Annotated in this window: 23 protein-coding genes; 4 read left to right on the top strand and 19 right to left on the bottom strand. The window is 55.9% G+C overall.

The annotated features are described in order from the left end of the window. Nucleotides 1-10 precede the first annotated feature (10 nt). Both glgX and glgB read right to left on the bottom strand, forming a co-directional pair. Nucleotides 11-2,017 (bottom strand): glycogen debranching protein GlgX, encoded by a 2,007-nt coding sequence (gene glgX, locus ACLRGG_RS07125; RefSeq protein ID WP_416249064.1) that lies wholly within the window; start codon nt 2,015-2,017, stop codon nt 11-13. Beyond that, nucleotides 1,993-4,179, bottom strand: a complete 2,187-nt coding sequence (glgB, locus tag ACLRGG_RS07120) for a 1,4-alpha-glucan branching enzyme (RefSeq protein ID WP_416249063.1) — start codon at nt 4,177-4,179, stop codon at nt 1,993-1,995. The genes glgX and glgB overlap by 25 nt, the downstream gene beginning before the upstream one ends. A 63-nt stretch (nt 4,180-4,242) precedes the next feature. Between glgB and ACLRGG_RS07115 the strand changes: the two genes are divergently transcribed. Further along, nucleotides 4,243-4,539 carry a hypothetical protein gene (locus ACLRGG_RS07115; protein ID WP_416249062.1) on the top strand — a complete coding sequence of 99 codons (297 nt, stop codon included), beginning with the start codon at nt 4,243-4,245 and terminating at the stop codon, nt 4,537-4,539. 83 nt (nt 4,540-4,622) lie between these two features. Here the strand turns inward: ACLRGG_RS07115 and asd are convergent, their stop codons facing one another. Continuing rightward, on the bottom strand, nt 4,623-5,732 hold the full coding sequence (gene asd / locus ACLRGG_RS07110) for an aspartate-semialdehyde dehydrogenase (RefSeq protein WP_416249061.1): 1,110 nt from the start codon (nt 5,730-5,732) through the stop codon (nt 4,623-4,625). 281 nt (nt 5,733-6,013) lie between these two features. On the opposite strand from asd, the gene ACLRGG_RS07105 reads away from it, so the two are divergent. Next, the gene (locus ACLRGG_RS07105) at nt 6,014-6,607 is read left to right on the top strand and encodes a YhgN family NAAT transporter (protein WP_067699932.1); all 594 of its coding nucleotides are present in this window, start codon (nt 6,014-6,016) and stop codon (nt 6,605-6,607) included. A 235-nt stretch (nt 6,608-6,842) separates the two neighbouring features. Here the strand turns inward: ACLRGG_RS07105 and gntU are convergent, their stop codons facing one another. The 4 genes from gntU to ACLRGG_RS07085 all read right to left on the bottom strand — a co-directional run bounded on the left by gntU (nt 6,843) and on the right by ACLRGG_RS07085 (nt 10,907). Beyond that, complete coding sequence (gene gntU / locus ACLRGG_RS07100) at nt 6,843-8,183, bottom strand: gluconate transporter (protein ID WP_416249060.1); 1,341 nt, start codon at nt 8,181-8,183, stop codon at nt 6,843-6,845. Nucleotides 8,184-8,189: 6 nt separating this feature from the next. Beyond that, nucleotides 8,190-8,729, bottom strand: a complete 540-nt coding sequence (gntK, locus tag ACLRGG_RS07095; RefSeq protein WP_416249059.1) for a gluconokinase — start codon at nt 8,727-8,729, stop codon at nt 8,190-8,192. 390 nt (nt 8,730-9,119) lie between these two features. Then, on the bottom strand, nt 9,120-10,115 hold the full coding sequence (gntR, locus tag ACLRGG_RS07090) for a gluconate operon transcriptional repressor GntR (protein ID WP_416249058.1): 996 nt from the start codon (nt 10,113-10,115) through the stop codon (nt 9,120-9,122). A 96-nt stretch (nt 10,116-10,211) separates the two neighbouring features. After that, nucleotides 10,212-10,907, bottom strand: coding sequence for a pirin family protein (locus tag ACLRGG_RS07085; protein WP_416249057.1), 696 nt, complete (start codon nt 10,905-10,907; stop codon nt 10,212-10,214). 348 nt (nt 10,908-11,255) lie between these two features. Here ACLRGG_RS07085 and ACLRGG_RS07080 point away from each other — a divergent pair, with 348 nt between their 5' ends. Then, nucleotides 11,256-11,750, top strand: coding sequence for a GNAT family N-acetyltransferase (locus ACLRGG_RS07080; RefSeq protein WP_416249056.1), 495 nt, complete (start codon nt 11,256-11,258; stop codon nt 11,748-11,750). Between the two features lie 125 nt (nt 11,751-11,875). On the opposite strand, the gene ggt is transcribed toward ACLRGG_RS07080, so the two are convergent. Further along, the gene (gene ggt, locus ACLRGG_RS07075; RefSeq protein ID WP_416249135.1) at nt 11,876-13,609 is read right to left on the bottom strand and encodes a gamma-glutamyltransferase; all 1,734 of its coding nucleotides are present in this window, start codon (nt 13,607-13,609) and stop codon (nt 11,876-11,878) included. A 170-nt stretch (nt 13,610-13,779) separates the two neighbouring features. Between ggt and ACLRGG_RS07070 the strand changes: the two genes are divergently transcribed. Next, nucleotides 13,780-14,073 carry a DUF2756 domain-containing protein gene (locus ACLRGG_RS07070; protein ID WP_416249055.1) on the top strand — a complete coding sequence of 98 codons (294 nt, stop codon included), beginning with the start codon at nt 13,780-13,782 and terminating at the stop codon, nt 14,071-14,073. 164 nt (nt 14,074-14,237) lie between these two features. On the opposite strand, the gene ACLRGG_RS07065 is transcribed toward ACLRGG_RS07070, so the two are convergent. The 11 genes from ACLRGG_RS07065 to ACLRGG_RS07015 all read right to left on the bottom strand — a co-directional run bounded on the left by ACLRGG_RS07065 (nt 14,238) and on the right by ACLRGG_RS07015 (nt 25,597). Next, a complete protein-coding gene (locus tag ACLRGG_RS07065; protein WP_416249054.1) occupies nt 14,238-15,191 on the bottom strand; it encodes an Rpn family recombination-promoting nuclease/putative transposase in 954 nt (317 codons plus the stop codon). A gap of 394 nt (nt 15,192-15,585) precedes the next feature. Further along, nucleotides 15,586-16,329 carry a glycerophosphodiester phosphodiesterase gene (gene ugpQ / locus ACLRGG_RS07060; RefSeq protein ID WP_416249053.1) on the bottom strand — a complete coding sequence of 248 codons (744 nt, stop codon included), beginning with the start codon at nt 16,327-16,329 and terminating at the stop codon, nt 15,586-15,588. After that, nucleotides 16,326-17,399 (bottom strand): sn-glycerol-3-phosphate import ATP-binding protein UgpC, encoded by a 1,074-nt coding sequence (locus tag ACLRGG_RS07055; protein ID WP_416249052.1) that lies wholly within the window; start codon nt 17,397-17,399, stop codon nt 16,326-16,328. Before ACLRGG_RS07055 ends, ugpQ begins: the two co-directional genes overlap by 4 nt. A 3-nt stretch (nt 17,400-17,402) precedes the next feature. Continuing rightward, nucleotides 17,403-18,248, bottom strand: coding sequence for a sn-glycerol-3-phosphate ABC transporter permease UgpE (ugpE, locus tag ACLRGG_RS07050; RefSeq protein WP_416249051.1), 846 nt, complete (start codon nt 18,246-18,248; stop codon nt 17,403-17,405). Continuing rightward, entirely contained in the window at nt 18,245-19,132 is an 888-nt protein-coding gene (gene ugpA / locus ACLRGG_RS07045; RefSeq protein ID WP_416249050.1) for a sn-glycerol-3-phosphate ABC transporter permease UgpA, read from the bottom strand. The genes ugpE and ugpA overlap by 4 nt, the downstream gene beginning before the upstream one ends. 59 nt (nt 19,133-19,191) lie before the next feature. Then, on the bottom strand, nt 19,192-20,511 hold the full coding sequence (ugpB, locus tag ACLRGG_RS07040; protein ID WP_416249049.1) for a sn-glycerol-3-phosphate ABC transporter substrate-binding protein UgpB: 1,320 nt from the start codon (nt 20,509-20,511) through the stop codon (nt 19,192-19,194). Between the two features lie 205 nt (nt 20,512-20,716). Continuing rightward, the gene (gene livF, locus ACLRGG_RS07035) at nt 20,717-21,418 is read right to left on the bottom strand and encodes a high-affinity branched-chain amino acid ABC transporter ATP-binding protein LivF (protein ID WP_416249048.1); all 702 of its coding nucleotides are present in this window, start codon (nt 21,416-21,418) and stop codon (nt 20,717-20,719) included. Nucleotides 21,419-21,428: 10 nt separating this feature from the next. Then, a complete protein-coding gene (gene livG / locus ACLRGG_RS07030) occupies nt 21,429-22,193 on the bottom strand; it encodes a high-affinity branched-chain amino acid ABC transporter ATP-binding protein LivG (RefSeq protein ID WP_416249047.1) in 765 nt (254 codons plus the stop codon). Continuing rightward, nucleotides 22,190-23,464, bottom strand: a complete 1,275-nt coding sequence (locus tag ACLRGG_RS07025) for a high-affinity branched-chain amino acid ABC transporter permease LivM (protein ID WP_416249046.1) — start codon at nt 23,462-23,464, stop codon at nt 22,190-22,192. The genes livG and ACLRGG_RS07025 overlap by 4 nt, the downstream gene beginning before the upstream one ends. Further along, nucleotides 23,461-24,387, bottom strand: a complete 927-nt coding sequence (livH, locus tag ACLRGG_RS07020) for a high-affinity branched-chain amino acid ABC transporter permease LivH (RefSeq protein ID WP_416249045.1) — start codon at nt 24,385-24,387, stop codon at nt 23,461-23,463. Before livH ends, ACLRGG_RS07025 begins: the two co-directional genes overlap by 4 nt. Before the next feature lie 94 nt (nt 24,388-24,481). Next, entirely contained in the window at nt 24,482-25,597 is a 1,116-nt protein-coding gene (locus ACLRGG_RS07015; RefSeq protein WP_416249044.1) for a branched-chain amino acid ABC transporter substrate-binding protein, read from the bottom strand. Between the last annotated feature and the right edge of the window lie 264 nt (nt 25,598-25,861).

Genomic DNA, 25,861 nt, shown 5'->3' with positions numbered 1-25,861 from the left:
CTGACTCCTGTTATGATTGTTTGTGGAATACGCACACGCCGTGCGCGGCTCCATGCCAGACAGTTGACAGAATCGGGTTATCATCCCCGGCGAAAGGAGGGATGGCGCGCCATTCCCCCAGGGGTAATATCAGTTCGCACACTTCTTCGGTGGCGTTCATGGTAATAAGCCAGCGCTGCGACAGGCGGATTTGCAGTGGTTGCCCCCCCTTCTGCCACGCACTGGCATCCAGCGGCTTTCCCTGCTGGTCGAGCCACTCAACGTTCCCGTCGCCCTCCTGCCACCAGCTATCACAGCCGAGCGCCGGAATACGTCGCCGCAGACGGATGAGCGCGGCGGTGAAGGCGAACAGTTCGCTATCGTTATCATCCCAGCCAGGCCAGCTCAGCGCGTTATCCTGGCAGTAGGCATTATTGTTGCCGTGCTGGCTGTGGCCGTGCTCATCACCGGCCAACAGCATGGGCGTACCCTGCGAAAGTAGCAGCGTGGTGAGCAGGGCCTGTACGCTGCGACGACGCTGTTCCCTGACCGCCTGCGGGGCATCAAGCCCTTCCACCCCGTGGTTGTGACTGAAGTTAGCGTTATGCCCGTCACGGTTATCTTCACGATTGGCCTCGTTGTGCTTCTGGTTGAAGCTGACCAGGTCACGCAGGGTAAAGCCGTCATGAGCGGTGATCAGGTTGATGCTCGCCGAGGGTCGCCTGCCATCCTGCTGAAACAGGTTGCTGGACGCGGCAAACCGGCTGGCAAACTCCCCGCGGGTTATATCGCCATGCAGCCAGTAGCGGCGCATGACGTCGCGGAACTGGTCGTTCCACTCTGCAAACGGCGGCGGGAACTGACCCAGCTGATAACCCTCCGGGCCGATATCCCAGGGTTCAGCGATAATTTTGCATTTGCCGAGCAGCGGATCGGCTGTGATCAGCTGCAACATTTCTGCATCACGACGATATTCCGGCGTGCGGCCCAGCACCGGGGCCAGATCGAAGCGAAAACCGTCCACATGACAGACCTCCACCCAGTAGCGCAGGCAGTCGAGCGTCCACTGCATAACGCCGGGCTGACTGGTGTTAAGCGTGTTGCCGCAGCCGGTCCAGTTTTCGTATGCGCCGCTTCCACCCAGCCAGTAGTAGCTTTTGTTGTCCACGCCGCGGCCCGAGAGCGTCGGGCCAGTCTCTTCCAGTTCCGCGGTATGGTTAAACACCACGTCCAGAATGACCTCGATACCTGCCTGATGGAGCGCTTTTACCGCCTGCTGAAATTCACCACGGGGAGAGGCGTCCTTCACGCCCGAGGCGTAGCGGGCATCAACGGCCCAGGGCGCCAGCGGGTTATAGCCCCAGGAATTAGTCAGCCCGGCGCGCTGCAAACGCGGCTCATCGGCAAAACAGGCGATGGGCAACAGCTCCAGGCTGGTGATGCCAAGGCGTTTCAGGTAGTCGGTCACTACCGGATGACCCAGCGCGGCATAGGTGCCACGTATCTCTGGCGGAATGCCCGGATGTCGCTGGGTCAGACCGCGAACGTGCGCCTCATAAATAACCGTCTCTCCCCACGGAACGCGCGGCGCCTGGTCAGCTTCCCAGTCGAAGTCATCGGCCAGCACCACGCTTTTCGGCGCAACCGGGCCGCTGTCGCGCTGGTCCATCTCCCCTTCCCCACACTGAAAGCGTGGGTCGTCCGGCACGCCACCCTCGACCGCCCGTGCACAGGGGTCCACCAGCAGCTTGAACGGGTTAAAGCGGTGCCCCTGCTGTGGCTGCCACGGGCCGTGTACGCGGTAACCATAGCGCTGACCCGGGCCAATTCCCGTCAGGTAGCCGTGCCAGATATCGCCGGTGCGAGCCGGTAATTCTCTGCGCGTCTCCACGCCCTGTTGATCAAACAGACAGAGTTCCACGCGTTCGGCGTGCCGCGAAAACAGCGTAAAGTTAACGCCCTTGCCGTCGCTCACGGCACCGGCTGGCGCGGGTTCTCCCGGAAGAACCCGATTCACGCAGGCTCCCTGACCAGCCATACCGTTGACAGCGGCGGCAGAGTCATACTGAGCGAGTGATCGCGGTAGTGGCTGGGGTGTGCTTCGGTATGGATCACACCCAGGTTGCCCGTATTGCTGCCGTGATAATGCCCCGAGTCGGTATTAAGGATTTCACGCCAGCTACCCGGCTGCGTCACGCCAAAGCGATAGTGATGTCGGGTGACCGGCGTGAAGTTACTGGCAACGATCAGCTCATTACCCTCGCGGTCGCGACGGACAAAAACGAAAATCGAATTCTCATAATCATCCACCACCAGCCATTCAAAACCGGCGGGATCAAAATCGAGCTGATAGAGCGGCGGGTTGTCGCGGTAGGTGTGGTTCAGATCCTTCACCAGCCGCTGCACGCCATGGTGGAAGTTATCCCCGCCCTCCAGCAGATGCCAGTCCAGGCTGATATCGTGATTCCACTCCTTGCCCTGTGCGAATTCGTTGCCCATAAACAGCAGCTTTTTGCCTGGATAAGCGAACATCCAGCCGTAATAGGCCCGCAGGTTAGCGAATTTCTGCCACGCATCGCCGGGCATCCTGCCGAGGATCGACTTTTTGCCGTGGACCACCTCGTCGTGGGAAAGCGGCAGCACAAAATTTTCGGTGCTGTTATAGAGCATACCGAAGGTCAGATTATTGTGATGATGCTTGCGGTATATCGGGTCCAGCTTCATATAATCCAGGGTGTCGTGCATCCAGCCCAGATTCCACTTGTACCAGAAGCCCAGGCCGCCCGACTCAGGTGGACGCGTTACGTCCGGGAAGTCGGTTGACTCCTCTGCCAGGGTGACCGAACCGGGAACCGTCTGGCCCAGCGTTCGGTTGGTGTAACGCAAAAATTCGATGGCTTCGAGATTTTCTCGCCCACCCAAATGATTCGGTACCCACTCCCCTTCAGCGCGGCTGTAGTCGCGGTGGATCATCGAGGCCACAGCGTCAACACGCAGCCCGTCGATGCCGAAGCGTTCGATCCAATAGAGCGCGTTACCGGCCAGATAATTGCTGACCTCGCGGCGGCCGAAGTTGTAGATCAGGGTGTTCCAGTCCTGATGGTAGCCTTCACGCGGGTCGCCGTGCTCATAGAGTTCGGTGCCGTCAAACTTCGCCAGCCCGAAATCATCAGACGGGAAGTGGCCCGGCACCCAGTCCAGCAGCACGTTCAGCCCCGCCTGATGGGCAACGGCGATAAAATTCCTAAACTCGTCGCGGGTACCAAAGCGGCGCGTTGGCGCATACATGCCGGTGGGCTGATATCCCCAGCTGCCGTCAAACGGATGCTCATTAATCGGCATCAGCTCCAGATGGGTAAAGCCCATCTCCTTCACATAGGGAATAAGCTGCTCGGCCAGCTCTTTGTAGCTTAGCCAGAAGTTATTATCGGTATGACGCCGCCAGGATCCCAGATGTACCTCATAGATGGAGATCGGCGCATCAAAATCATTCGCCCGCTTACGCGCGTCAGTCATCGCGGTCTTTGGCGGGATGCCGCAGATCATTGAGGCGCTTTCCGGCCGCATTTGCGCTTCAAAAGCGTAGGGATCTGACTTGAGGCGCAGCTGTCCCTGCGCATCAATCATTTCAAATTTGTAGAGCTGCCCCGTTACCGCGCCGGGGATAAACAGCTCCCATACGCCAATTTCCTGACGAAAACGCATCGGGTGGCGTCGCCCATCCCAGTAGTTGAAATCCCCTACCACCGCGACACGCTGAGCATTCGGCGCCCATACTGAAAAACGGGTGCCGGGAACGCCATCAATTACATCCGCATGGGCGCCCATGGTTTCATAGGGGCGCAGATGAGTCCCCTCTGCCAGCAGCCAGCTGTCCATTTCTGCCAGCAGGGGGCCAAACCGGTAGGGATCGTCAATCAGATTCTGCTGTCCATGCCAGGTCACAGCCAGCTGATAGCGAAAAGGCGTTTTGCGGCGGGGAATGACCGTGTTAAAGAACCCACGTGAATCAAGGCACTCAAGCTGGGCGCACTTACGCCCGGTATTGGTTTCAATTACCCAGACTTCGGTGGCATCCGGCAGCAATGCTCTCACTTCCAGACCGTTTTCGGTCTGATGCATGCCAAGTAACGAGAAAGGGTCAGCATAGTGACCCGAAATTAATGCATTAATAAGCTGACGATCCGTAGGCGCGGACATGACTTTCTTCCCATGATATAGGGCAGACGATCCCCAATTATTTCGGGAATGAACTGCTCTTCATTGAGCAAAAGCACGCTGACGGGAGAGGTGACCATCCAGTGGAAAAAACCGCCGCAGCGTGCGACAACTTCAGTTGGATACTCAAAAAAATTTTTTGGGCCAGAACAGGCAAACTTTCCGGCCACGTTTAGAAAACGCTATTTTTTAAGCATAGCTAAGCCGCAACTAAAGCCCTCACCGAAACGACAAAAATATGGCTTACAGATCAAACTTTCAGAGATTGGCGACGGGAATTCAGGAAAGGGAGCGAGCAAAGGCGCGTCAGCGCTGAAGCGAAACCCCGCTAATGGCGTTTGAACACAACGTGCTGTCGGCGGGTAGAGACAGAGTGCGGGAGGGGCCGGGCAGGTTTTTCGCCTGCCCGGCAGAGAAGGGCGACGTTAATCGACCAGCAGACGCAGCATACGGCGCAGCGGCTCGGCGGCACCCCAGAGTAGCTGGTCGCCCACGGTAAAGGCTGACAGATAGTCCGGTCCCATATTGAGCTTACGCAGGCGGCCAACCGGGGTTTTCAGCGTACCGGTAACAGCGGCAGGCGTCAGCTCACGCATCGTCAGCTCGCGGTCGTTAGGCACCACGTTAACCCACTCGTTATGGTCGGCCAGCATCTGTTCGATTTCACGCAGCGGCACGTCTTTTTTCAGCTTCAACGTAAAGGCCTGGCTGTGGCAGCGTAAAGCCCCGACGCGAACGCAAAGTCCGTCAACCGGGATAAGCGTGGACGGCTGCAAAATTTTGTTAGTTTCCGCCTGCCCTTTCCACTCTTCGCGGCTCTGACCATTTTCGAGTTGCTTGTCGATCCAGGGGATCAGACTGCCCGCCAGCGGCACACCGAAGTTATCCGTCGGCAATACGCCACTGCGGCTCATTTCGGTAACCTTACGCTCGATATCAAGAATGGCGGAGGCCGGATTCTGGAGCTCTTTCGCCACATGGTTATGGAGCATGCCCATCTGACTTAGCAGCTCACGCATATGACGCGCGCCGCCGCCGGATGCGGCCTGATAGGTCGCTACCGAAGCCCACTCGACCAGATTGCTGGCGAACAGGCCGCCCAGTGACATCAGCATCAGGCTGACGGTACAGTTGCCGCCCGCAAAGGTTTTAATGCCTTTATCCAGCCCCTGACGGATAACCTGGTGATTGACCGGATCGAGAATAATCAGCGCATCGTCGTTCATCCGTAGCGTCGACGCCGCATCAATCCAGTAGCCCTGCCAGCCTGCGGCACGCAGTTTTGGATAAATTTCAGTGGTATAATCCCCGCCCTGACAGGTAATGATGATATCAAGCGCCATTAGCGCATCAATATCAAAGGCATCCTGCAGGACACCCGCAGGCTGGCTGCCGAACTCGGGAGCGGCCTGGCCGTACTGCGAGGTTGAGAAAAACACCGGGCGAATCACGTCAAAGTCGCGCGCTTCGCTCATGCGCTGCATCAGCACGGAACCAACCATGCCGCGCCAGCCTATCAATCCAACTGATTTCATGTTGTACCTGCTTCAGGGGCTTTACTGGCATCTGCCCGCCGGCAGCGATTCGCGCCTGTTCTGCAACGATAAGGTCGCGGAGGGCGCAACGCGCGGACGGTAAGCATTCTGACTGCGACAGTCGCGCCTGACCTGTTAGAGTAAATGGATAAGGAGTCGATCTGACGTTTACCTTACAAAATGCTGGAAAAGTGGCAAGTGAATTAAATCGATTGCAGACAATTTTTTAGCAATGCTGCTTATATCCTGCGGCAAACTGCGCAAATACGAGAACAACAACGATGACTGAAATGATCTCGGCAACAATATTATTGCTGCTTATTATGGATCCGCTGGGCAATTTGCCGATTTTTATGTCGGTTTTGAAACACCTGGAGCCGAAACGTCGACGGGTGGTGCTGATCCGTGAAATGCTGATTGCGCTGGTGATCATGCTGCTGTTTTTATTCGCCGGAGAGAAGATTCTCGTCTTTCTGAATCTGCGTACTGAAACCGTGTCGATTTCCGGGGGGATTATCCTGTTCCTGATCGCCATCAAAATGATTTTCCCCTCGCCGGAGAGTAGCAGTACCGGCCTGCCTGCGGGCGAAGAACCTTTCCTGGTTCCGCTGGCGATCCCTCTGGTTGCCGGTCCCTCCCTGCTGGCCACGCTGATGCTGCTTTCGCATCAGTACCCCGACCGGATGAGCTATCTTGTGGGCGCGCTGCTGTTTGCCTGGGGTACCACGGTAGTGATCCTGCTGCTGTCGGGGCTATTTTTACGCCTGCTGGGCGAGAAGGGGGTTAATGCACTGGAGAGGTTGATGGGGCTGATCCTGATTATGCTGGCGACCCAAATGTTTTTAGATGGGATCCGCGCCTATCTGAAGATTTAACGCGTTTTGCCGCGTTAGCGGTGAGGCTGAGAGGGGGCGGACACGGGCTGCACAGTTCAGCGGCATCGCCTGCGGTTGGCGGGCAGGACGCCCGGCAAACGCTGGGATTGTCCACCGGCATAGCAAATAGTGCAGCTTCTATGACCGGCCTGCGAACGCTGAGATTATTCACCGTAACAGCAGATATCATCGTCTGCGCAACAGACTAATGCCCCCGTTCACCCCCTCTCTGACGTCAGGAAAGTATCTCAAACGCAATCATGCCGACCACTGCACCAACGGTGCCGAGAATGGTTTCCATCAGCGTCCAGGTCTTTAGCGTCTGCGCTTCCGTTGCGCCGGTAAAACGGCCAAAGAGCCAGAAGCCGGCATCATTGACGTGACTCACCACAATTGACCCCCCGGCAATGCAAATAGACAGAGCGGCCATCTGCGCGCCGGAATAATGCAACGGCTCAATCACCGGCATAATCAAACCGACGGCGGTCAGACAGGCAACGGTTGCTGAGCCCTGAATAATCCTCACCGCGGCAGCAAGAATAAAGCAGGCCAGCGCCACCGGCAGACCGGCGCCGGTCAGAGCATTCCCCAGCGCCGGGCCGACGCCAGAATCCACCAGCACCTGCTTAAATACGCCACCCGCGCCAATCACCAGCAGAATAATCCCCGCAGGCTGTAGCGCACTGCCGCAAATCTGCATCACCCGCTCTTTATCCATTCCCTGACGATAGGCCAGACCATAGATAGCGACCAGACAGGCCAGCAGGATGGCAATAAAGGGATGTCCAATAAACTCCAGCCACTCATACAGCGTACTGCCCTGCTCGGTGAAGCGCGCACCGATGGTCTTTAGTCCGACCAGAATCAGCGGAAACAGGATCAGCGAAAGACTAAAGCCAAAAGAGGGCAACGTGCTTTCTTCAAATTCAGGATGGCTGGTTTCTGCGGGGAGCGAAAAGGTAACGCGACGACTGATAAAGCTGCCGAACAGCGGCCCGGCAATCAGCATACTCGGGATTGCTGCACACAGGCCCAGCATAATCATCCAGCCGAAGTCCGCATGCATCTGCGACGCCAGCAGCATCGGTGCAGGCCCCGGCAGCAGAAAGGCAGCAGACGCAGCTACCCCGGCAAACAGCGGGATCACCAGCCTGACCAGATTATCCTGGGTACGGCGCGCGACCGCAAAGGCGATGCTTATCAACAGGACGACAGCCACTTCAAAAAACAGCGGCAGCGCGCAGATCAGTCCGGCGATCCCCATGGCGTAATGCGCCCGGCTTTCACCGAAGGTTTTCAGCATCTTAATCGCTATCTGATCGACCGCGCCGGTCTCATGCAGAATTTTACCGAACATCGCGCCAAGCGCGACCACAATCGCCAGAAAGCCCAGCGTGCCGCCCATGCCTTTTTGCATGGTGTCGGCAATTTTATCCAGCGGCATACCGGAAAACAGACCGGCCCCCACCGAAACTAACATCAGCGCCACGAAGGCGTGCATCCGCGCTTTCATGACCAGAAACAGCAGCAGCAATACGGAGCCTGCCGCAGTTAATACCAGCGTTGCAGTAGCCATGGCAGCCTATTGAGTCTTATTGGTTGCGCCGTTGATGGTGGTAATGGTGTTAGCCACAACCTCATCCAGCGTCTGGTTAATGTCTACAACCAGCACGTCGTGCTCGTCACCTGCGGGCTCCTCCAGCGTGGCGAACTGCGTCACCAGCATCTGCGGCTTGAAGAAATGACCTTTACGCGCGCGCAGGCGCGATTCGATGGTATCGAAATCTCCGCGCAGATAAACAAACGAAAGGTTTTCATTACCCTTGCGCAGAATGTCCCGGTAGCTCTTTTTCAGCGCAGAACACACGATGAGTGAGACAGCATTGGTACGCTGCATCGCAAATGCCGCATCGTTAATTGCCGTCAGCCAGGGCTTACGATCGTCATCGTTCAGCGGATGTCCTTCTGACATCTTTTCTATGTTTGCGCGAGGGTGAAGAAAATCACCGTCGAGGAAAGCTGCTTTCAACTCGTGCGCCACGGCATTGGCAACGGCAGATTTGCCGCTTCCGGATACGCCCATCAGCACAAAAACGTGATTGGACGAAGGGGATGTTTTCATGTGTGTTGCTCCGGCAGGTAATTCTCGTGACCAGCTGATTCGCGGTGTGCCATCAGCCTTACGGTGTTATCGGTAACATTGTCTGGTGGCGCGTCTGCCAGGGCAACAGCTTGCAAGGAAAAAGCTGGTATCTGTGAAGTGGTTCAAACAATTGACAGTTTAGGAACAATTTCGCACAAAGGAACAAAGCCGCGGGCGGGCAGCTTAATGACAGGCAAAATCAGGCCGGGAGTTGAGCAGCTTAATGACAGGCAAAATCAGGCTGGGAGTTGAGCAGCTTAATGGCAGCAAAATCAGGCTGAGAGTTGGCCAGCTTAATGAAAGGCAAAATCAGACGTGCAGTTGGGCAGCTTAAGACTGCCCTTCAGGCAGAAAGATACGCGACGGGGCCTAGATGCTACCCCCTTCGAAAAGAGTGAAGCCGACATTTATCGGTTCCGCTTCGGTATGTTCACCGCGGATCCTCGCCAGCAGCAGCGCAGCTGACGCCTTTCCCATCTCCTCGCGAGGGGTCATGACTGTCGCTAATTGCGGGGTGACCACCTGAGTAATATCGTGTCCGTGAAAACCCGCAATCGCCATATCCTTCGGTACACGTAGCCCCTGCCGCTGGCATTCAAACATTGCGCCGACAGCCAGATCGTCATTAGTGCAAAACAGGCTGTCGACCTCGGGATAGCGTGTCTGAGCCTCTTCCAACAGCAGTCCGCCCATCGAGAACGATGAAGCCTCCTCCATCATTATGCTGCGCGGGGTCAGTCCGGCTTCCTGCATCGCCAGCTCATAGCCCTGATGCTTGAGCAGGGTACGCTCATCCAGCCGGGCGCCCAGATAGACCGTATTACGGTGCCCCTTACGCAGAATGGCCTGCGTCATCTGGCGCGCAGCTTCAACGTTGTCAAAACCTACCGCCATATCCACACAGGGAGAGATACAGTCCATCATCTCCAGCACTGGTATGCCCGCCGTTTCAATCATGCGCAGGCTTGCAGGGGTATGGGTGCGTTCGCTCAGGATCAGGCCGTCAATATTCCAGCCCAGCAGCGAGCGTATTTGTAGCTCTTCCTTTTCAGGGCTGTAACCGAAGTGGCCCAGCATAGTCTGATAACCGGCCGCATCGGTAACCGATTCAATACCGCGCAGTACATCGGCGAATACCTGGTTAGTCAGCGAAGGCAGCAGTACGCCTATCGCCCTGCTGGTGGCGTTTGAAAGGATATCCGGCGCCCGGTTGGGAATGTAGCCCAGCTCATCCAGCGCTTCAGCAATGCGGATTTGCAGAGCAGTGGAAACCTGCTCAGGGTTGCGCAGATAGCGGCTCACGGTCATTTTGGTGATGCCCACGCGATCGGCAACATCCTGTAGCACCGGTCTTTTTTTCTTCATGGCTATATCAGGTCGTGGAGGGAGATAGGGTGAGTGTAACAAAACTGGAGGAGAAACGGTGCAGGGCGCGGATAACCACGCCCAAAGTGTGACGGATCAGACAGGAGGGAGATCGAACAGCAGGATTTCAGCCTCGCTGGCGGCATTGATGTTCAGCAGTTCCTCATCCCAGATGGCAAACGCATCACTGGTAGATGCCGCTGCGCCGTTAACGGTGACATCCCCCCTGACCACCTGGATCCAGATGCGGCGACCCGCGTCTACCGTAACACTCCCCTGCTCACCCGGTTTCAGTGCCCAGCGAGAGAGCGTCATGTCCTGGAAAACCTTTAGCGAACCGTCGCGTGCGTCCGGTGACAGCACCAGCTGACGCCCCTGTACGTCATCGAACCGGCGCTGGGCATATCGCGGTTCAATGCCGGTTTCCTGCGGGATGATCCAGATCTGATACAGGTGCAACGGCACCTCTTTACTGGCGTTGTATTCAGAGTGACGTACGCCGGTACCGGCACTCATAATCTGGAATTCACCCGCCGGGATCTGCTCTTTATTGCCCATGCTGTCCTGATGCTCAACGGTACCGGAGAGCACGTAGGTGAGGATCTCCATATCTTTGTGCGGATGGGTCCCAAAACCCTGTCCGGCATCGATGACATCTTCGTTAATAACCCGCAGTGCCGAAAAGCCCATAAAATCAGCGTCATAGTAGTTAGCGAATGAGAAAGTGTGATAGCTGTCCAGCCAGCCGTGGTTAGCGTGGCCGCGCTCCTGCGCCTTACGTATATAAATCATATTCAATCCTCTTCAATATTTTAAGCCAGTCTGGACCGGTTATGAACAGGATGATAGCGGAGAAAATTGTCTTCTCTGTTCAAATAATTCGACAGAGAAAAGCAGCAATTATCAGACATTTTGACGTGGAGGAATGACGGGCAAAAAAAAGCCAGCACCCGAGCTGGCTAAGTAATACCGGAAGCAATGTGAGCAATGTCGTGCTTTTCCGACCGGTCCGTGAAGCCCATGTCGAAAACGCATGACAATAATAATCATTATCATTCGCGTCTGTAAAGTTTTTTCCTTGATTTTATTGTCAATGCCCCTGATGTTTAAGGGGATTGCCCGTTTAAATAAGGAGATAAAATGAGTGAGATTGTGATTCGCCATGCGCTGAGTAGCGATGCCGCCGCCCTGCATCGCATCCTGAGCCAGCCGGAAACCTATGCCGACACGCTGCAAACCCCTCATCCCTCACTCAGGCTGTGGCAGGAACGCGTCGAAAACACGCCTGCTGGTACGCAGCGGCTTGTGGCCTGTATTGATGGTCAGGTCGTGGGCGATCTCACCCTGGAGGTTTACCAGCGGGCGCGGCGTCGCCATTCTGCTACCTTTGGCCTGTGCGTGGATTTTCATCATCGTGGGAAGGGAGTTGCACGGGCATTAATGCAGGAGATGATTAATCTCTGCGATAACTGGCTGAGCGTCGATCGTATTGAGCTGACGGTGTTTGCGGATAACGCCCGGGCGATCGCGCTGTATCAGCATTTTGGTTTTGAAACTGAAGGGCTTGCACGACGGTTCGCCGTACGCAATGGTCGACAGACCGATGCCCTCTATATGGCCCGCCTGAAGGAGTAAGCCCTTCGGGTCGCTTCTCATTCTGCCAGTGAGGTAAAGAGCAGCGGTGGCAATACGGACGCCGCCGCTGTTGGTCAGACGTACCCATTTGGCAGAAATAAGCACGTCATCCGGCCGAAATAAAGTTAATACCCGGCCGTCAGGTCATCAATCGCGCGCGGATCGGATGCGCCATAGAGCATACCGTCCGGGCCGATCATAATGCTCTGGGTACTGCCCATCGTGGGCATGACTTTCACATGCTGTCCTCTGGCTTCCAGCAGCTTCAACGTATCAGGGCTAAACCCTTTCTCCACGCGCAGCTGATCCGGCAGCCACTGGTGGTGGAATCGTGGTGCATTAGTCGCTTCGGCAACGTTCATACCGAAATCAATGCTGTTCACGACCATTTGCAGCACGGTGGTAATGATGCGGCTGCCCCCAGGGCTGCCGGTCACCAGCCAGGTTTTCCCTCCCTTCGCGATGATGGTGGGGGACATGGATGATAGCGGTCGTTTGTACGGCTGTACGGCATTGGCTTCACCGCCAACCAGGCCATAAACGTTCGGTGTTCCCGGTTTAGCGGAGAAGTCATCCATCTCGTTATTCATCAGGATGCCACTGCTGCCTGCGACGATCCCGCTGCCAAAATAGGTGTTCAGGGTGTAAGTGACAGCCACTGCGTTCCCCTGCTTGTCCACTACAGAGAAGTGGGTGGTCTGGTTGCTCTCGTAAGGGGCCAGCTTGCCCGGCTTAATCTCCGAGGAAGGCCGGGCCTTACTGATATCAATTTTCTGCGCCAGCGATTTCGCATAATCTTTGCTGGTCAGCGCCTGCCACGGCACCTTAACGAAATCGGGATCGCCGAGATATTCAGAGCGGTCAGCGTAGGCGTATTTTTCCGCTTCGGCCATTACCTGCATTGCATCTGCGCTTCCGAAGCCCATTTTCGCCAAATCAAAGTTTTCGAGAATGTTGAGGATTTGCACGATATGGATCCCGCCAGACGACGGCGGCGGCATGGAATAGACTTCATATCCACGGTAGGTGCCGCTGATGGGCTTGCGTTCGATGGCCCGGTAGTTAGCCAGATCCGCCTTACCAATCAGGCCGCCGTGGGCCGCCATTTCACTGGCGATCTGGTCAGCTATTTTACCTTTATAAAAGGCCTCTGGTCCCTGCTTCGCAATCAATGTCAGGCTGTGGGCAAGATCCCGCTGTACCAGCGTTTCGCCCCGCTTCCAGGGGTTTCCATCGGGGCGGTAAAAGATTGCCTTACTGTTTGGATGATCTATCAATACCTCTTTGCCATAGACGTTAAGATCGTCTGCCAGCGCTTCGTCCACGACTATTCCTTTGCTGGCTAACGTAATGGCCGGTGCGATCAGGCGGCTGAGCGGCAGCGTACCGTACTCTTTATTTGCCAGCGCCAGGCCTGCAACCGTACCGGGAACGCCGGAGGCCAGGTGGGAAGTCAGCGATTTTTTACTGTCGGCATTCCCCTGTGCATCCAGGAACATATCGCGGCTGGCACGGGTCGGTGCCATTTCGCGAAAATCAATGGCAGTGGTGTGCCCGGAGGCGGTACGCAGCAGCATAAACCCGCCGCCGCCAAGGTTGCCAGCCTGAGGATGAGTCACCGCCAGCGCATAACCTACGGCAACGGCGGCATCAACGGCATTACCACCCTGCTTAAGAATGTCCACGCCGACCTGGGTCGCAAGGGCATCAACCGACGCCACCATCCCGTTCTGCTCTTTCACCGGATGGAATGTATCCGCTTCCACCCCATAGGAAACCGGCGCCGCCGCGGGGGCGGCCGTTGCGCCCTGCAGAAATAACACACTTACTATCAGCGAGCCTGCGAACCGCCCCATCATGCCCTGTCTGCTCATTAATACCCCTTAACATTATTATTTACGTTTATTTACCCAGGCTAAGTGTGCACGAAATAACAGAAAAGGCGAAGTCTCGTCTAAATCAGTCAACTCCTGGAGTGACGCAGGTATGTCTGGGATATAATCAGGTATCGAAACAAGGAGGGCGTTTTATGAAATGGCTAATCATTTTTGCCGCACTGGCACCGCTAAGCAGCATGGCAAACATGCTCAACAACACTAACGACCCGAACCAGCCGGGGTATAATCCCAGTACGCAGCGCGTTCAGTCGGAGATGCAGACGCAGCAGGCTCAGCAGCAGCTCAAGCTGCAGGCCGATCAGCAGCGCCAGAGTCAGGATCTTCAGCGTAAAGTTCAGGAGCAGCGTAACAGCGCTTCGCAGCGCATTTTAAAATCGCAGCCGGGAAGCAATACTCAACCTCCGGTGCAGCAGAACAGCAACTAATATCGATGGAGTATCTGCCGGGAATATATTTTTGTGCAGATACTCCTGTTATTTTCGCCGGCAACGGTGTAAAAACTTTCATTTCTTCCGTCAGGCCGATGTGACGCATTTAGGTTATCCGGCAGCGCCCCGACTAATCAGATAAACATAGCTAATAAGGCCGATCAATGTTGAATTTTAGCCAGTTCGTCTTCTGAAAGTCCGGTCATTTTCATCACGGTATTGCGATCTATTCCATTCTGCAGCATGGCCATTGCGATTTTCAGCGTAGCTTTACGCTCACCTTCAAAACGCCCTTCTTCTCTCCCAAGCTGGAGACCCTGTTCCAGACCTTGTTCCAGACCCGTTTTAATGCCTTTCTTTTCAATCTGTTGTGCAATGGTCATCAGTACTTCTCCGTGTTGCGGCACCCGCTGTGCCAGTCCACATATAAAGGCTTCTGCATCTGACGATTCGCCTGCCTGTACGATATAGTGTATCAGCGATACTACCTGCGTTGAAGAAAGATATCCGGCCAGCAGAATTGCAGCCAGTCTGTCAGTCAGCTCCGCCATATCACGTTGATGAATGTGCTTTTGCAGCAGGGTCAGGGCGGCCATACTGCGGTGGCCGGCTATCTCCTCGTCCGGAATAACCGTGACGTCAACCAGCGGAAAATCACTGCTATAGAGTTTACCTGCCCGTTGCGGATCAGAAAATTCCTGCAGCCAGTTGGTGGAATAAGGATAGGGACTGCGTTTACCCGCATAGAACAATATCGGTATCACCAGCGGCAGGTTGGGGTTGCCAGCTTCAAGATGGCGCTGCATTGCTGCCACCGCGTAACGTAGTAGCCTGAATGCCATATGTTTATCCGGCGTGGACTGATGCTCAATCAGGACATGGATATACCCGTCACCCGCCACCGTTTTCAGGCTGTAGAGTACATCGCTGAAATACTGGCGAAGATCATCCTCAACAAATGAACCCGACTCCAGCTTCAGCGTGTTGAGATCGCAGAGTTCGCGCAGCGCTACCGGAAGATGGGTTTCAATAAAATCACGGGCAATTTCCGGCTGCGCCAAAAACTGGCGGAATATAGCATCGTGGGGCATGGGAGTACTTGTTTTCTCTTTCACGGACGGGTCGCCTCTGGCTATGAATAGCCATAATATTATCACCCACCCTGTGTGAAAAATATTAACCGGAAACTATTAGTTAATATCAGGAAACGAAAGTTATACCAATATTCACCTCAAGGGAAAGAGAAAGAAAAAAGTGTTAAATTTAAGGTAATAAAGTTGAAAGTTGAAAGTTGAAAGTTGAAAGTTGAAAGGATATTTATCTTTTATTGCCGTGAATATGCTCTGGATATTTAATATTATACAATCCCCCATCCCCTCCATTCATGACCGCGAAAATAATGAAGACTTCACGCCGAACGTAATAAAGACGGCCTGTAAAGAAGGGGTAGCCACAATCGATCATCGACGGGCCTGCCGTCCGCCCTGGCAGACCCCTGTAATAAAAGGGTCAGCTAAAATCAGGTCCCAGCAGATCGATACGATCGGTACAAATCGCATCTACCCCCCACTTCAGCAGCGTTCTCGCCCGTTCGGGGCTATTCACCGTATACACCAGTACGCGCAGCCCCGCCGTTTTCAAAACCGCGACCCGCGCTTCATCCAGAATTTTGTGATTAAGATGAATGGAGATGCAGTCAAGATCCTGTATCAGTGAGAGCCAGTCCTCGCGCCACTCATGCAAAAGTAAGCCCCGGGGAAGTTCGGGTGCGGCCTGCTTTGCCGCTTCCAGCGCCTGAGTGGAAAATGAGGAGAGCAGCGGTGGGATCTGCGTATGCCAGAAGTCACGCGCCGCCACCGCCACCGCATGACCTGTTTCAGCGTCAAGGCCGATCGTCGGTTTGATCTCGATATTCGCCATCATCTGATATTTCGCGCAGCGCTCAGCAACCTCCGCCATAAGCGGCAGCCGTTCACGAGCAAAAGCCTTGCTAAACCTGCTGCCGACATCCAGCCGCAAAAGTTTTTCCCACGGAAGCTGCCCCGCGAGGCCCCAGCCATTACTTGTGCGGTCCAGCGTGTCATCGTGGAGCAGAAATATTTCGCCATCCAGCGACAGCTTTGCATCAAACTCAATCATTTTGTGCCCCAGCCTGGCCGCCGTATCGATACCGGCTAAGGTATTTTCCGGGGCCAGCTTACCGCCCCCGCGGTGGGCGACAATGTGAGGGTAGGGCCAGATGTCATACGTCATGCGAGTCGTTGTCCGTTACTGGTATCAAAGAAATGAAGCGCGTCAGGCGTCAGATGAAGCCAGAGCGTGCTGCCCGGCACAGGCCGCCGATCATGCGGCAGACGGGCTATCACACGGCTACCCGCCCATCGACCATGGGCAAGATTATCTGCCCCCAGCATCTCCAGCGACTCCACCACCATCGGCAGGCCACCTGCCGATGCCGTAGAGAGCTTAATATGCTCCGGGCGGATACCCAGCGTCAATGCACGCCCTGCCCAGCCACTTTTCTGTTCCACCAGCGGAAGGGAAAAATCACCTGACATCACCAGCTGCGTCCCTGACGCATCGATCACTCCTTCCAGCAGGTTCATCGCTGGCGCGCCGATAAAACTGGCGACAAAGCGCGTTGCCGGGCGCTCGTAGATCTCTACCGGCGTGCCCAGTTGCTCCAGTACGCCGTTATTCATTACCATCACCCGCTGCGCCAGGGTCATGGCTTCGACCTGATCGTGCGTTACATACAGGCTGGTCGTATTCAGACGACGATGAAGCAGCTGTAGCTCCAGCCGCATCTGCACGCGTAGCCGGGCATCCAGGTTGGATAAAGGCTCATCAAAAAGGAACACGGCAGGCTCGCGGACGATGGCCCGTCCCATCGCTACCCGCTGACGCTGCCCGCCGGAAAGCTCTCGTGGACGGCGGTCCAGTAGCGCCTCAAGCTCCAGACTGCGAGCCGTTTCGAGTACGCGCTGGCGTATATGCGCTTTGCCCATGCCGCGGATTTTCAGACTGTATGCCATATTCTCCCCGACGCTCATATGTGGATAAAGCGCATAGTTTTGAAAGACCATCGCAATACCCCGGTCTTTCGGCTCCCGATTGGTAACGCGCTGGCCGTCGATATATATATCGCCGCTGCTGACCCGTTCCAGTCCTGCAACCATGCGCAGCAGAGTCGATTTACCGCAGCCGGAAGGCCCCACCATCACCATAAATTCGCCGTCATGGATGGTCACGTTCAGCGGCTGAATGACCGGGTTTTTACCATCATAGGATTTGGTTACAGCCTGAATGCTGACTTCTGCCATTATTTATTTCTCTCTTTCAACCAGTCCGCGCACAAAAGCGCGCTGCATCAGTAAAACCACGGCGATGGGCGGCAACATGGTTAGCAACATCGCTGCCATCACCAGGTTCCAGTGCGTCGCGCCATCCCCATTGCCAATCATGCTGCGAATGCCCGCCACGGCTGTCCCGAGATGGGTATCGTTAACGATCAGTAGCGGCCACATATATTGGTTCCAGCCGTAGATAAAGGTCATCACAAACAGCGCCGCCAGGTTGGTTTTCGACAGCGGCAGCACGATGTCACGGAAAAAACGCATCGGACTGGCACCGTCAATGCGTGCTGCCTCAACCAGCTCATCGGGGAGCGTCATAAAGAACTGACGAAACAGGAAGGTCGCGGTGGCCGACGCCATCAGCGGCAGCGTCAGCCCCTGGTAGCTGTCGAGCATATCCAGCCGGGCGATCACCTCCACCGTCGGAAATATGCGCACCTCAACGGGCAGCATGAGCGTGATAAAAATCATCCAGAAAAACAGACCGCGCAGCGGGAAGCGAAACCACACCAGCGCGAAGGCCGAAAGCATTGAAACCGTGATTTTTCCGGCAGTAATGCTTAGCGCCATAATGGCGCTGTTCATCAGCATGACGCCAAAGGGCGCGCTGTTCTGCGCCACGCCGTTATGCCAGATTTCGACAATGTTTCTCCAGAGGTGCTGTCCGGGGATCAGGGTCATCGGCACCTGAAAAACCTCACTACTGTTAAGCGTGGCGGCAACAAAGGCCACATAAAGCGGGAACAGTATCGCCAGCACGCCCAGAACCAGCATAATATGGCTAAAAATTGTCAGCCCGCGTCGATTCTCAATCATTGATAGCGCACCTTTTTCTCAACGTAGCGGAACTGAATCACCGTCAACATAATCACCAGTACCATCAACACCACCGACTGCGCAGAGGAGGAAGAGAGGTCGAGACCGGCAAATCCTTCACGATAGATTTTATAAATCAGGGTCGTGGTGGACTGTACCGGACCCCCTCCCGTTGCGGCGTCAATCACCGGGAAGGTGTCGAAGAAGGCAAAGACGAGGTTCACCACCATCAGGAAAAAGCCGACGGGCGTAATCAGCGGGAGGGAGAGCTGAAAAAATCGCCTTATCGGGCCCGCGCCATCAATGGCAGCCGCTTCATTCAGCGACGAGGGGATCGACTGTAGCGCGGCAAAGAAAAACAAAAAGTTGTAGCTCATCTGCTGCCAGACGGAGGCCAGCACCACCAGAAACATCGCCTGTCCGCTATTTTGCGCGTGGTTCCAGTCATAGCCGACCTGCCCCAACAGCCAGCTCACCACACCCTGGCCGGGACTGAATAAAAACATCCACAGCACCGCTGCTACGGCCGGTGCCACTGCATAAGGCAGCAGAAAGAGCGTCTGCCAGAGGCGCTTCAGGCACAGGATGTGGTTCACCAGCGCGGCGAAGAACAGCGATACCGTCAGACCGATAGCCGTCACCAGGCCGCTAAAAATTAGCGTGGTTGAGAATGACGCGAGGTAGCCGTCGTCACCGATCAGACGGCGAAAGTTTTCCAGACCAACGAAAGTGCTGGCATTGCCGAAAGGATCGACATTCTGTACCGAATACCAAAGTGCTTCCCCCGCAGGCCAGAGGAAGAAGACTAGCGTTATCAGCAGTTGCGGCAGCACCAGTAAATAAGGCAGCCAGCAGGAATGGAATACGGGGCGAGGAGAAGACATAGCGTTAACTCTAAAAGGGGCACTGAATGCCCGCACCCAGGCGCGGGCGGAGGCGGCGACTACCTGGCCGTCTGTTCAAAACGACGCAGCAGCTGATTCCCGCGTAATACCGCATTATCCAGCGCGGCCTGTGGCGTTTTCTGGCCCGTCCAGACCCCTTCCAGCTCCTCATCAATCAGGGTGCGGATCTGCGGCATGTTGCCCAGACGCATTCCCCGGGTAAACGGCAGCGGCGGTTTGTTGAGCATCTGGCGGATAGCAGTTTCGGTTCCGGGGTTTTTGTCATAGAAACCCTGCTGGCGGGTCAGTTCCCATGCCGCCGTGGTAATCGGCAGATAGCCGGTTTTCTGATGCCATTCCGCAGCGACTTCCGGCTGAGCCAGGAACTGCATAAATTCAGCAACCCCTTTATAGGTATCAGCATCCTTCCCCTTCATGACCCACAGGCTGGCCCCGCCGATCATAGCGTTCTGCGGGGCATTGGGAACGGCGGCATCGTAAGGCATCATGCCTGTGCCGTAGTTAAAGCGGGCATAATGGCGGATATCCGCCAGCGAGCCGGACGAGGCGGTCGTGATGCCGCAGTCGCCGTTATAGAATTTAGCCGTGGACTCATCTTTGCGGCCAAAGTAGCAGAACTCACCCTTTTTGCTCATCTCTTCCAGCATGGCGATATGCCGCACCTGAGCGGGTTGATTAAACTCCAGCGCGGTATCGGTACCGTCAAAGCCGTTATTTTTAGTCGCTACCGGCAGGCCGTGCCAGGCGCTGAAGTTTTCAATCTGAATCCATCCCTGCCATCCGCTGGCGTATCCGCAGGTGATGCCCGCTTTACGCAGCGCGGCGGCATCCTGCTGTAACGCCTGCCAGGTAGCGGGCGGCTGGTCCGGGTTCAGGCCGGCCTTTTTGAACGCATCTTTATTGTAATAGAGTACCGGCGTGGAGCTGTTGAACGGTTGTGATACCAGATGGCCCGTTTTGGCATCGCTGTAGTAAGCGGCAAGGGTGGGTACAAACTGTTTCTCATCAAAGGGGATCCCGGCATTTTTAAAGACGTCATAGACCGGGACAATCGCTTTCGACGCCATCATTGTTGCGGTTCCCACTTCGTAGACCTGCAGGATCGCCGGGGCCTTGCCCGAGCGCACCGCAGCAATACCCGCCGCCAGGCTCTGTTCATAGTTGCCTTTCCAGGTCGGGACAATTTTATAGTCCGGGTGCGATTCGTTAAAACGCTTAGCCAGTGAATCGACCTCTACGCCCAGATCGCCCTGCATCGAATGCCAGAAAGGGATCTCGGTCACGGCTAACGCCTGTCCGCTGAGGGTCAGCCCCATCAACATGCTGAGTGCAGTATGACGAAATGATCGTGATGACATGTGGTTTCCTGTTCCCGGGGTAAGGTGCGCAATAGCGCGCACTAAAGGTATCCGGCAGGTAACATGACATGGAAAAATGACAGAAAAATAACGGTATAATGATGATGAGGTGACAGCAGGGTGGCGCGTGATATAACCTGCCGGAGTGACAGGCTATGCTGAAATAAGGGCCTGTCTGCTGGCTGGCCTCCGAGTGACGGGCTAATCAGCCTCCGAGATAGGCGCTTCTGACCGCCTCGTTGGCCAGCAGGGCATCGCCGCTGTCCTCCAGCACCACGCGCCCGTTCTCCAGCACGTAGCCGCGATCGGCCAGCTTTAGCGCCTGATTAGCGTTTTGCTCAACGAGGAAAATCGTCATGCCCTCCTGCCGCAGCTGTTCGATGGTGTCGAAGATCTGCTGGATGATAATAGGCGCAAGCCCAAGAGAGGGCTCGTCCAGCAGCAGCAGACGCGGCTGGCTCATTAGCGCCCGGCCAATCGCCAGCATCTGCTGCTCGCCGCCCGACATGGTTCCCGCACGCTGCGCCCGGCGTTCATACAACCGCGGGAAGAGTGCATAGACGCGCGCAATCAGGGTCTGATACTGCTGGCGAGCCGCAAAAAAACCGCCCATCGCCAGATTTTCCTCCACCGTCATGCGGGCGAAGACGCGTCTTCCCTCCGGCACAATGGCAATCGCCTCGCGCATAATACGCGCGGTCTGCCAGCCGGTTATGACCTTATCATCAAAAATGAGGGTGCCTGCGGTGGCGCGTGGCTCGCCGCACAGCGTGCCCAACAGCGTAGTTTTACCTGCCCCGTTTGCGCCGATAAGCGTGACGATCTCGCCCTGATTAATGTGCAGGCTCACGTCGTGCAGCGCCTGGATTTTACCGTAGTGGGCACTGACATTTTGCAGAGATAGCATCGGATTCACCCTATGCCTCCCCTAAGTAAGCGCGGATCACATCCGGGTTGTTACGGATTTCCTCTGGCGTACCGTTCGCCAGCGGCGTTCCCTGATTAACCACATAAATTCGATCGGAAATGCCCATCACCAGTTTCATATCGTGTTCAATCAACAGTACCGACACCTTATGTTCACCTCGCAGCTCGGCGATGAGCGCGTCCAGCTCATGCGTTTCCTTTGGGTTCAGCCCCGCGGCGGGCTCATCCAGCATCAATATTTCCGGCCGGGTAACCATACAGCGGGCAATCTCCAGCCGGCGCTGCTGACCGTAGGCGAGATTACCCGCCTGACGATTGGCGAGCGCCAGCAGGCCGACGCGTTCAAGCCACGTCGCCGCTCTGTCCAGCGCCTCGCTCTCCGCACGACGGAAGGCGGGCGTTTTTAACAGGCCGGCAAATACCCCGCTTTTCAAATGTTGATGCTGGGCGACCAGCAGGTTTTCAATTACCGTCATCTCACGGAACAGGCGTACGTGCTGGAAGGTTCGGACGATGCCCATCCGGGCAATTTTCTGCCCCGCCAGGCCCGCCAGCTCGCGGTCGCGCAGCCTGATGCTGCCGCCCGTAGGCCGATAAAAGCCGGTCAGGCAGTTAAAGACGGTGGTTTTACCCGCACCGTTTGGACCAATCAGCGAAACGATCTCCTGTGGGCCCAGCTCCAGCCCGACATTGTTTACGGCAAGCAGGCCACCAAAGCGCATCATCAGGCCGCTTACGGACAATACCGGCGTCATACGACATCTCCTTTTTCCACGCTTTTCAGCTTGAGATGCGGTCGCTTCATCGGCAGCAAACCCTGAGGACGCCAGATCATCATCAGCACCATCAGCCCGCCGAGCACCAGCATGCTGTACTCATTCAGATCGCGCATCAGTTCACGCGAAACGACCAGCAGAACGGCCGCGAGGATCACCGCGAACTGCGATCCCATCCCGCCCAGTACCACGATAGCCAGCACGAAGGCAGATTCCGCAAAGGTGAAGGATTCCGGGCTGACAAACCCCTGGCGGGCGGCGAACAGGCTACCGGCAAATCCGGCAAAGGCCGCGCTGATGGTAAAGGCGGTCAGCTTGATGTGCGTTGGGTTTAGCCCCAGGGAGCGACAGGCGATTTCATCCTCGCGCAGCGCTTCCCAGGCGCGGCCCAGCGGCATCCGCAGCAGCCGGTTAATCACGAACAGCGTCAGCACCACCAGCAGTAGCGCCACCATATAGAGAAAGATGATGCGGTCGCTCGGATCGTATTTCAGACCAAAGAAATGATGGAAGGTATCCCAGCCGCCATCGCGTACGCTGCGGTTAAACTCCAGACCGAACAGCGTTGGTTTAGGGATCTGGCTGATACCGTTAGGGCCGCCGGTTATCTCAGTATTGTTGAGCAGCAAAATACGGACGATTTCCCCAAAGCCGAGCGTCACTATCGCCAGATAATCCCCGCGTAGCCGCAGTACCGGGAAGCCAAGCAGCAGTCCGAACAGTGCCGTCACTACCCCGGCCAGCGGCAGACATTCCCAGAAGCTCAGTGCGTAATAGTGATTAAGCAGCGCGAACGTGTAGGCACCGATGGCATAAAAGCCGCCATAGCCCAGAACCAGCAGGCCTGACAGGCCCACCACCACGTTCAGCCCCAGACCCAGCATCACATAAATCAGCGTCAGCGTGGCGATATCCACCGTGCCGCGCGTCACCAGGAAGGGCCAGGCAATGGCGGCAATTAGCAGCAGCAGCATAAACAGCTGCTGTTTTCGCGTTGAACCGTCGATCCCCGGCAGTACCAGAGACGGCGTAGAGACCTTTTTCAGCCCGTGCTGTAGCAGTGGACGCAGCAGCTGAAAGAAGAAGACCACCGCACCGCCGACCGCTATCCAGTTCCAGCGTACGCTCCCGGCGTTATTGACCACCAGCCGGGTACCGTCCAGATCCAGGCGCATCCCCATAAAAAAAGCGGCCAGCACCACCAGCATCGCAGCGGAGGCCAGAGCGTTGAGCAGATTGAGGTGTTTCATACTTTTTCCACCTCCGGACGCCCCAGGATACCGGTCGGCATGACCAGCAGCACCACGATCAGCAACGCGAAAGAGACCACATCCTTATATTCCGTGCTGAGATAAGCCGAGGTGAGCGCTTCGGCAATACCGAGGATCAGCCCACCGACCATGGCCCCTGGAATACTCCCTATTCCGCCCAGTACCGCAGCGGTAAATGCTTTCATCCCGGCCATAAAGCCGATGTAAGGATTAATGACGCCATAAAACTGGCCGAGCAGCACGCCCGCCACCGCCGCCATTGCCGCTCCGATAACAAACGTCAGGGAGATAATCCGGTCGGTATTAATGCCCAGCAGGCTGGCCATTTTCAAATCTTCGGCACAGGCGCGGCAGGCACGTCCCATCCGGGAATAGCGGATAAACAGCGTCAGCGCCAGCATCGCCACGAAGGTGACCAGCCAGATAACGACCTGCATCGTTGAGAGAGTGGCCGAAAAGCCGTTACTTTCGCCCAGCGTCCACTGCCCGGTTATCAGGCCCGGCAGCGCAAGGTCACGCGAACCCTGAGTAAGGCTGACGTAATTTTGCAGGAAAATGGACATACCGATAGCGGAGATCAGCGCGATCAGCCTTTTTGAGGCTCGTACCGGACGGTAGGCTACGCGTTCGATGCTCCAGCCGTATGCGCTGGCTATTACGATGGCGACGATAAAACCAGCACCAATCAGCATCCAGCCGACGTCGATACCCATCATCATTAGCGCAGCAATCACAATAAAGGAGACGTAGCTGCCAATCATGTAAACCTCGCCATGAGCGAAGTTGATCATCCCGATGATGCCATACACCATGGTATAGCCAATGGCGATCAGCGCGTAGGTGCTACCCAGCGTCACACCGTTGAACATCTGTTGCAAAAAATAGAGGAGCTGCTCGGACATACCTGATTACCTTACTTCTTCCCGCGTCGGCGGAGAGAATAAAAAACGCCTGGCATCTGAACTGGCTGGCCGATGTACTGGCCAGCCGCCGGTTTTATTTCACCGCCGTGGAGGAGCCGTCAGCATGCCATTGGAACAGGCCAAACTCGAACCCTTTGAGATCCCCTTTCGCATCCCAGCTCAGATCGCCCATCACCGTCGGCACGGGCGCCCCCTCCTTCAGATTTTTAGCGATGTCCGCCGGTTCTGCGCTCTTACTGCGCGTCATCCCGGTAGTCAGCGCCTGTAGCGCAGCATAGGTAGTCCAGACGAAGGGACCGGTCGCGTCGAGTTTTTTCGCCTTCAGCGCATCAACAATCGGCTTGTTAGCTGGCACCTGATCGTAGCGCTTCGGCAGCGTAACCAGCATCCCTTCGGAAGCCGCACCCGCGATATTCGACAGCGAGGAGTTGCCGACGCCCTCAGGCCCCATAAACTGCGTTTTCAGACCGGCAGCGCGAGACTGGCGCAGGATCTGCCCCATTTCAGGATAGTAGCCGCCAAAATAGACAAAATCGACGTTCTCTTTTTTCAGGCGGGCGACCAGGGTGGAAAAATCTTTATCCCCTGCGGTGATCCCTTCAAACATCAACACGTTGCCGCCGGATTTTTTCAGGCTGTTCTGCACGGCGCGCGCCAGGCCTTCGCCATACTGCTGCTTATCGTGGATAACGGCGATGCGCTGCGGTTTAACTACGCTGAGTATATATTTCGCTGCAGTTGGCCCCTGATCGGAATCCAGCCCGGTGGTGCGCATAATCATTTTATAGCCGCGGGTGGTCAGCTCGGCATTGGTTGCCGCAGGCGTGATCATCAGCACGCCCTCATCTTCGTAGATATCCGACGCAGGCTGGGTGGAAGAGGAGCAGATGTGGCCTATCACGTAGTGAATGCCGTCGTTAATCACTTTGTTAGCTACGGCCACGGCCTGTTTCGGGTCGCAGGCGTCGTCATATTCAACGCCAACCAGCTTGTCGCCGTTGACGCCGCCTTTTGCATTGATGTCTGCGATGGCCTGCTTCGCGCCGGTGAACTCCATATCCCCATACTGCGCAACCGGACCCGACATGGCTCCGACAATAGCTACTTTAATCTCTTTCGCTACCGCCACCTGACTCATTGCCAGCGCAATGCATCCTGCCAGCAGCGCGCTACCTTTCATGATTTTCATCCTCAACTACCCCGCCTGTTGTGTTTGCTGTTTTTATAGCCATCGCATCTACGTAAAACGCTTTAGGAATAAGGCGTTAGGAGATTTCAGGCCATTTTTATTAATAACTCTTTATTATCAGTCCATTAAACAGGAGTTTTCTTCTTCAACGCAACTGACATATTAAGAAAACTCTGCCCTTAACAGGCACTTTCACTGGCAGAAGCGGTGGCATAGTGAGCAATTATTCAGCGCATTATGCTGCCTTTCCGGCGATTATTTATG

Source organism: Erwinia sp. PPS120 (assembly GCF_047918655.1).
Taxonomy (GTDB): domain Bacteria; phylum Pseudomonadota; class Gammaproteobacteria; order Enterobacterales; family Enterobacteriaceae; genus Erwinia; species Erwinia tasmaniensis_A.
The sequence above is the reverse complement of the archived record's forward strand: the minus strand, read 5'-3'. Positions and strand labels throughout refer to the sequence as shown.

Bases quoted from the DNA above. Each gene is read 5' to 3' on its own strand.
- glgX (WP_416249064.1), bottom strand. From the start codon at position 2,017: ATGGCTGGTCAGGGAGCCTGCGTGAATCGGGTTCTTCCGGGAGAACCC.
- glgB (WP_416249063.1), bottom strand. From the start codon at position 4,179: ATGTCCGCGCCTACGGATCGTCAGCTTATTAATGCATTAATTTCGGGT.
- asd (WP_416249061.1), bottom strand. From the start codon at position 5,732: ATGAAATCAGTTGGATTGATAGGCTGGCGCGGCATGGTTGGTTCCGTG.
- ACLRGG_RS07105 (WP_067699932.1), top strand. From the start codon at position 6,014: ATGACTGAAATGATCTCGGCAACAATATTATTGCTGCTTATTATGGAT.
- gntU (WP_416249060.1), bottom strand. From the start codon at position 8,183: ATGGCTACTGCAACGCTGGTATTAACTGCGGCAGGCTCCGTATTGCTG.
- gntK (WP_416249059.1), bottom strand. From the start codon at position 8,729: ATGAAAACATCCCCTTCGTCCAATCACGTTTTTGTGCTGATGGGCGTA.
- gntR (WP_416249058.1), bottom strand. From the start codon at position 10,115: ATGAAGAAAAAAAGACCGGTGCTACAGGATGTTGCCGATCGCGTGGGC.
- ACLRGG_RS07085 (WP_416249057.1), bottom strand. From the start codon at position 10,907: ATGATTTATATACGTAAGGCGCAGGAGCGCGGCCACGCTAACCACGGC.
- ACLRGG_RS07080 (WP_416249056.1), top strand. From the start codon at position 11,256: ATGAGTGAGATTGTGATTCGCCATGCGCTGAGTAGCGATGCCGCCGCC.
- ggt (WP_416249135.1), bottom strand. From the start codon at position 13,609: ATGATGGGGCGGTTCGCAGGCTCGCTGATAGTAAGTGTGTTATTTCTG.
- ACLRGG_RS07070 (WP_416249055.1), top strand. From the start codon at position 13,780: ATGAAATGGCTAATCATTTTTGCCGCACTGGCACCGCTAAGCAGCATG.
- ugpQ (WP_416249053.1), bottom strand. From the start codon at position 16,329: ATGACGTATGACATCTGGCCCTACCCTCACATTGTCGCCCACCGCGGG.
- ACLRGG_RS07055 (WP_416249052.1), bottom strand. From the start codon at position 17,399: ATGGCAGAAGTCAGCATTCAGGCTGTAACCAAATCCTATGATGGTAAA.
- ugpE (WP_416249051.1), bottom strand. From the start codon at position 18,248: ATGATTGAGAATCGACGCGGGCTGACAATTTTTAGCCATATTATGCTG.
- ugpA (WP_416249050.1), bottom strand. From the start codon at position 19,132: ATGTCTTCTCCTCGCCCCGTATTCCATTCCTGCTGGCTGCCTTATTTA.
- ugpB (WP_416249049.1), bottom strand. From the start codon at position 20,511: ATGTCATCACGATCATTTCGTCATACTGCACTCAGCATGTTGATGGGG.
- livF (WP_416249048.1), bottom strand. From the start codon at position 21,418: ATGCTATCTCTGCAAAATGTCAGTGCCCACTACGGTAAAATCCAGGCG.
- livG (WP_416249047.1), bottom strand. From the start codon at position 22,193: ATGACGCCGGTATTGTCCGTAAGCGGCCTGATGATGCGCTTTGGTGGC.
- ACLRGG_RS07025 (WP_416249046.1), bottom strand. From the start codon at position 23,464: ATGAAACACCTCAATCTGCTCAACGCTCTGGCCTCCGCTGCGATGCTG.
- livH (WP_416249045.1), bottom strand. From the start codon at position 24,387: ATGTCCGAGCAGCTCCTCTATTTTTTGCAACAGATGTTCAACGGTGTG.
- ACLRGG_RS07015 (WP_416249044.1), bottom strand. From the start codon at position 25,597: ATGAAAATCATGAAAGGTAGCGCGCTGCTGGCAGGATGCATTGCGCTG.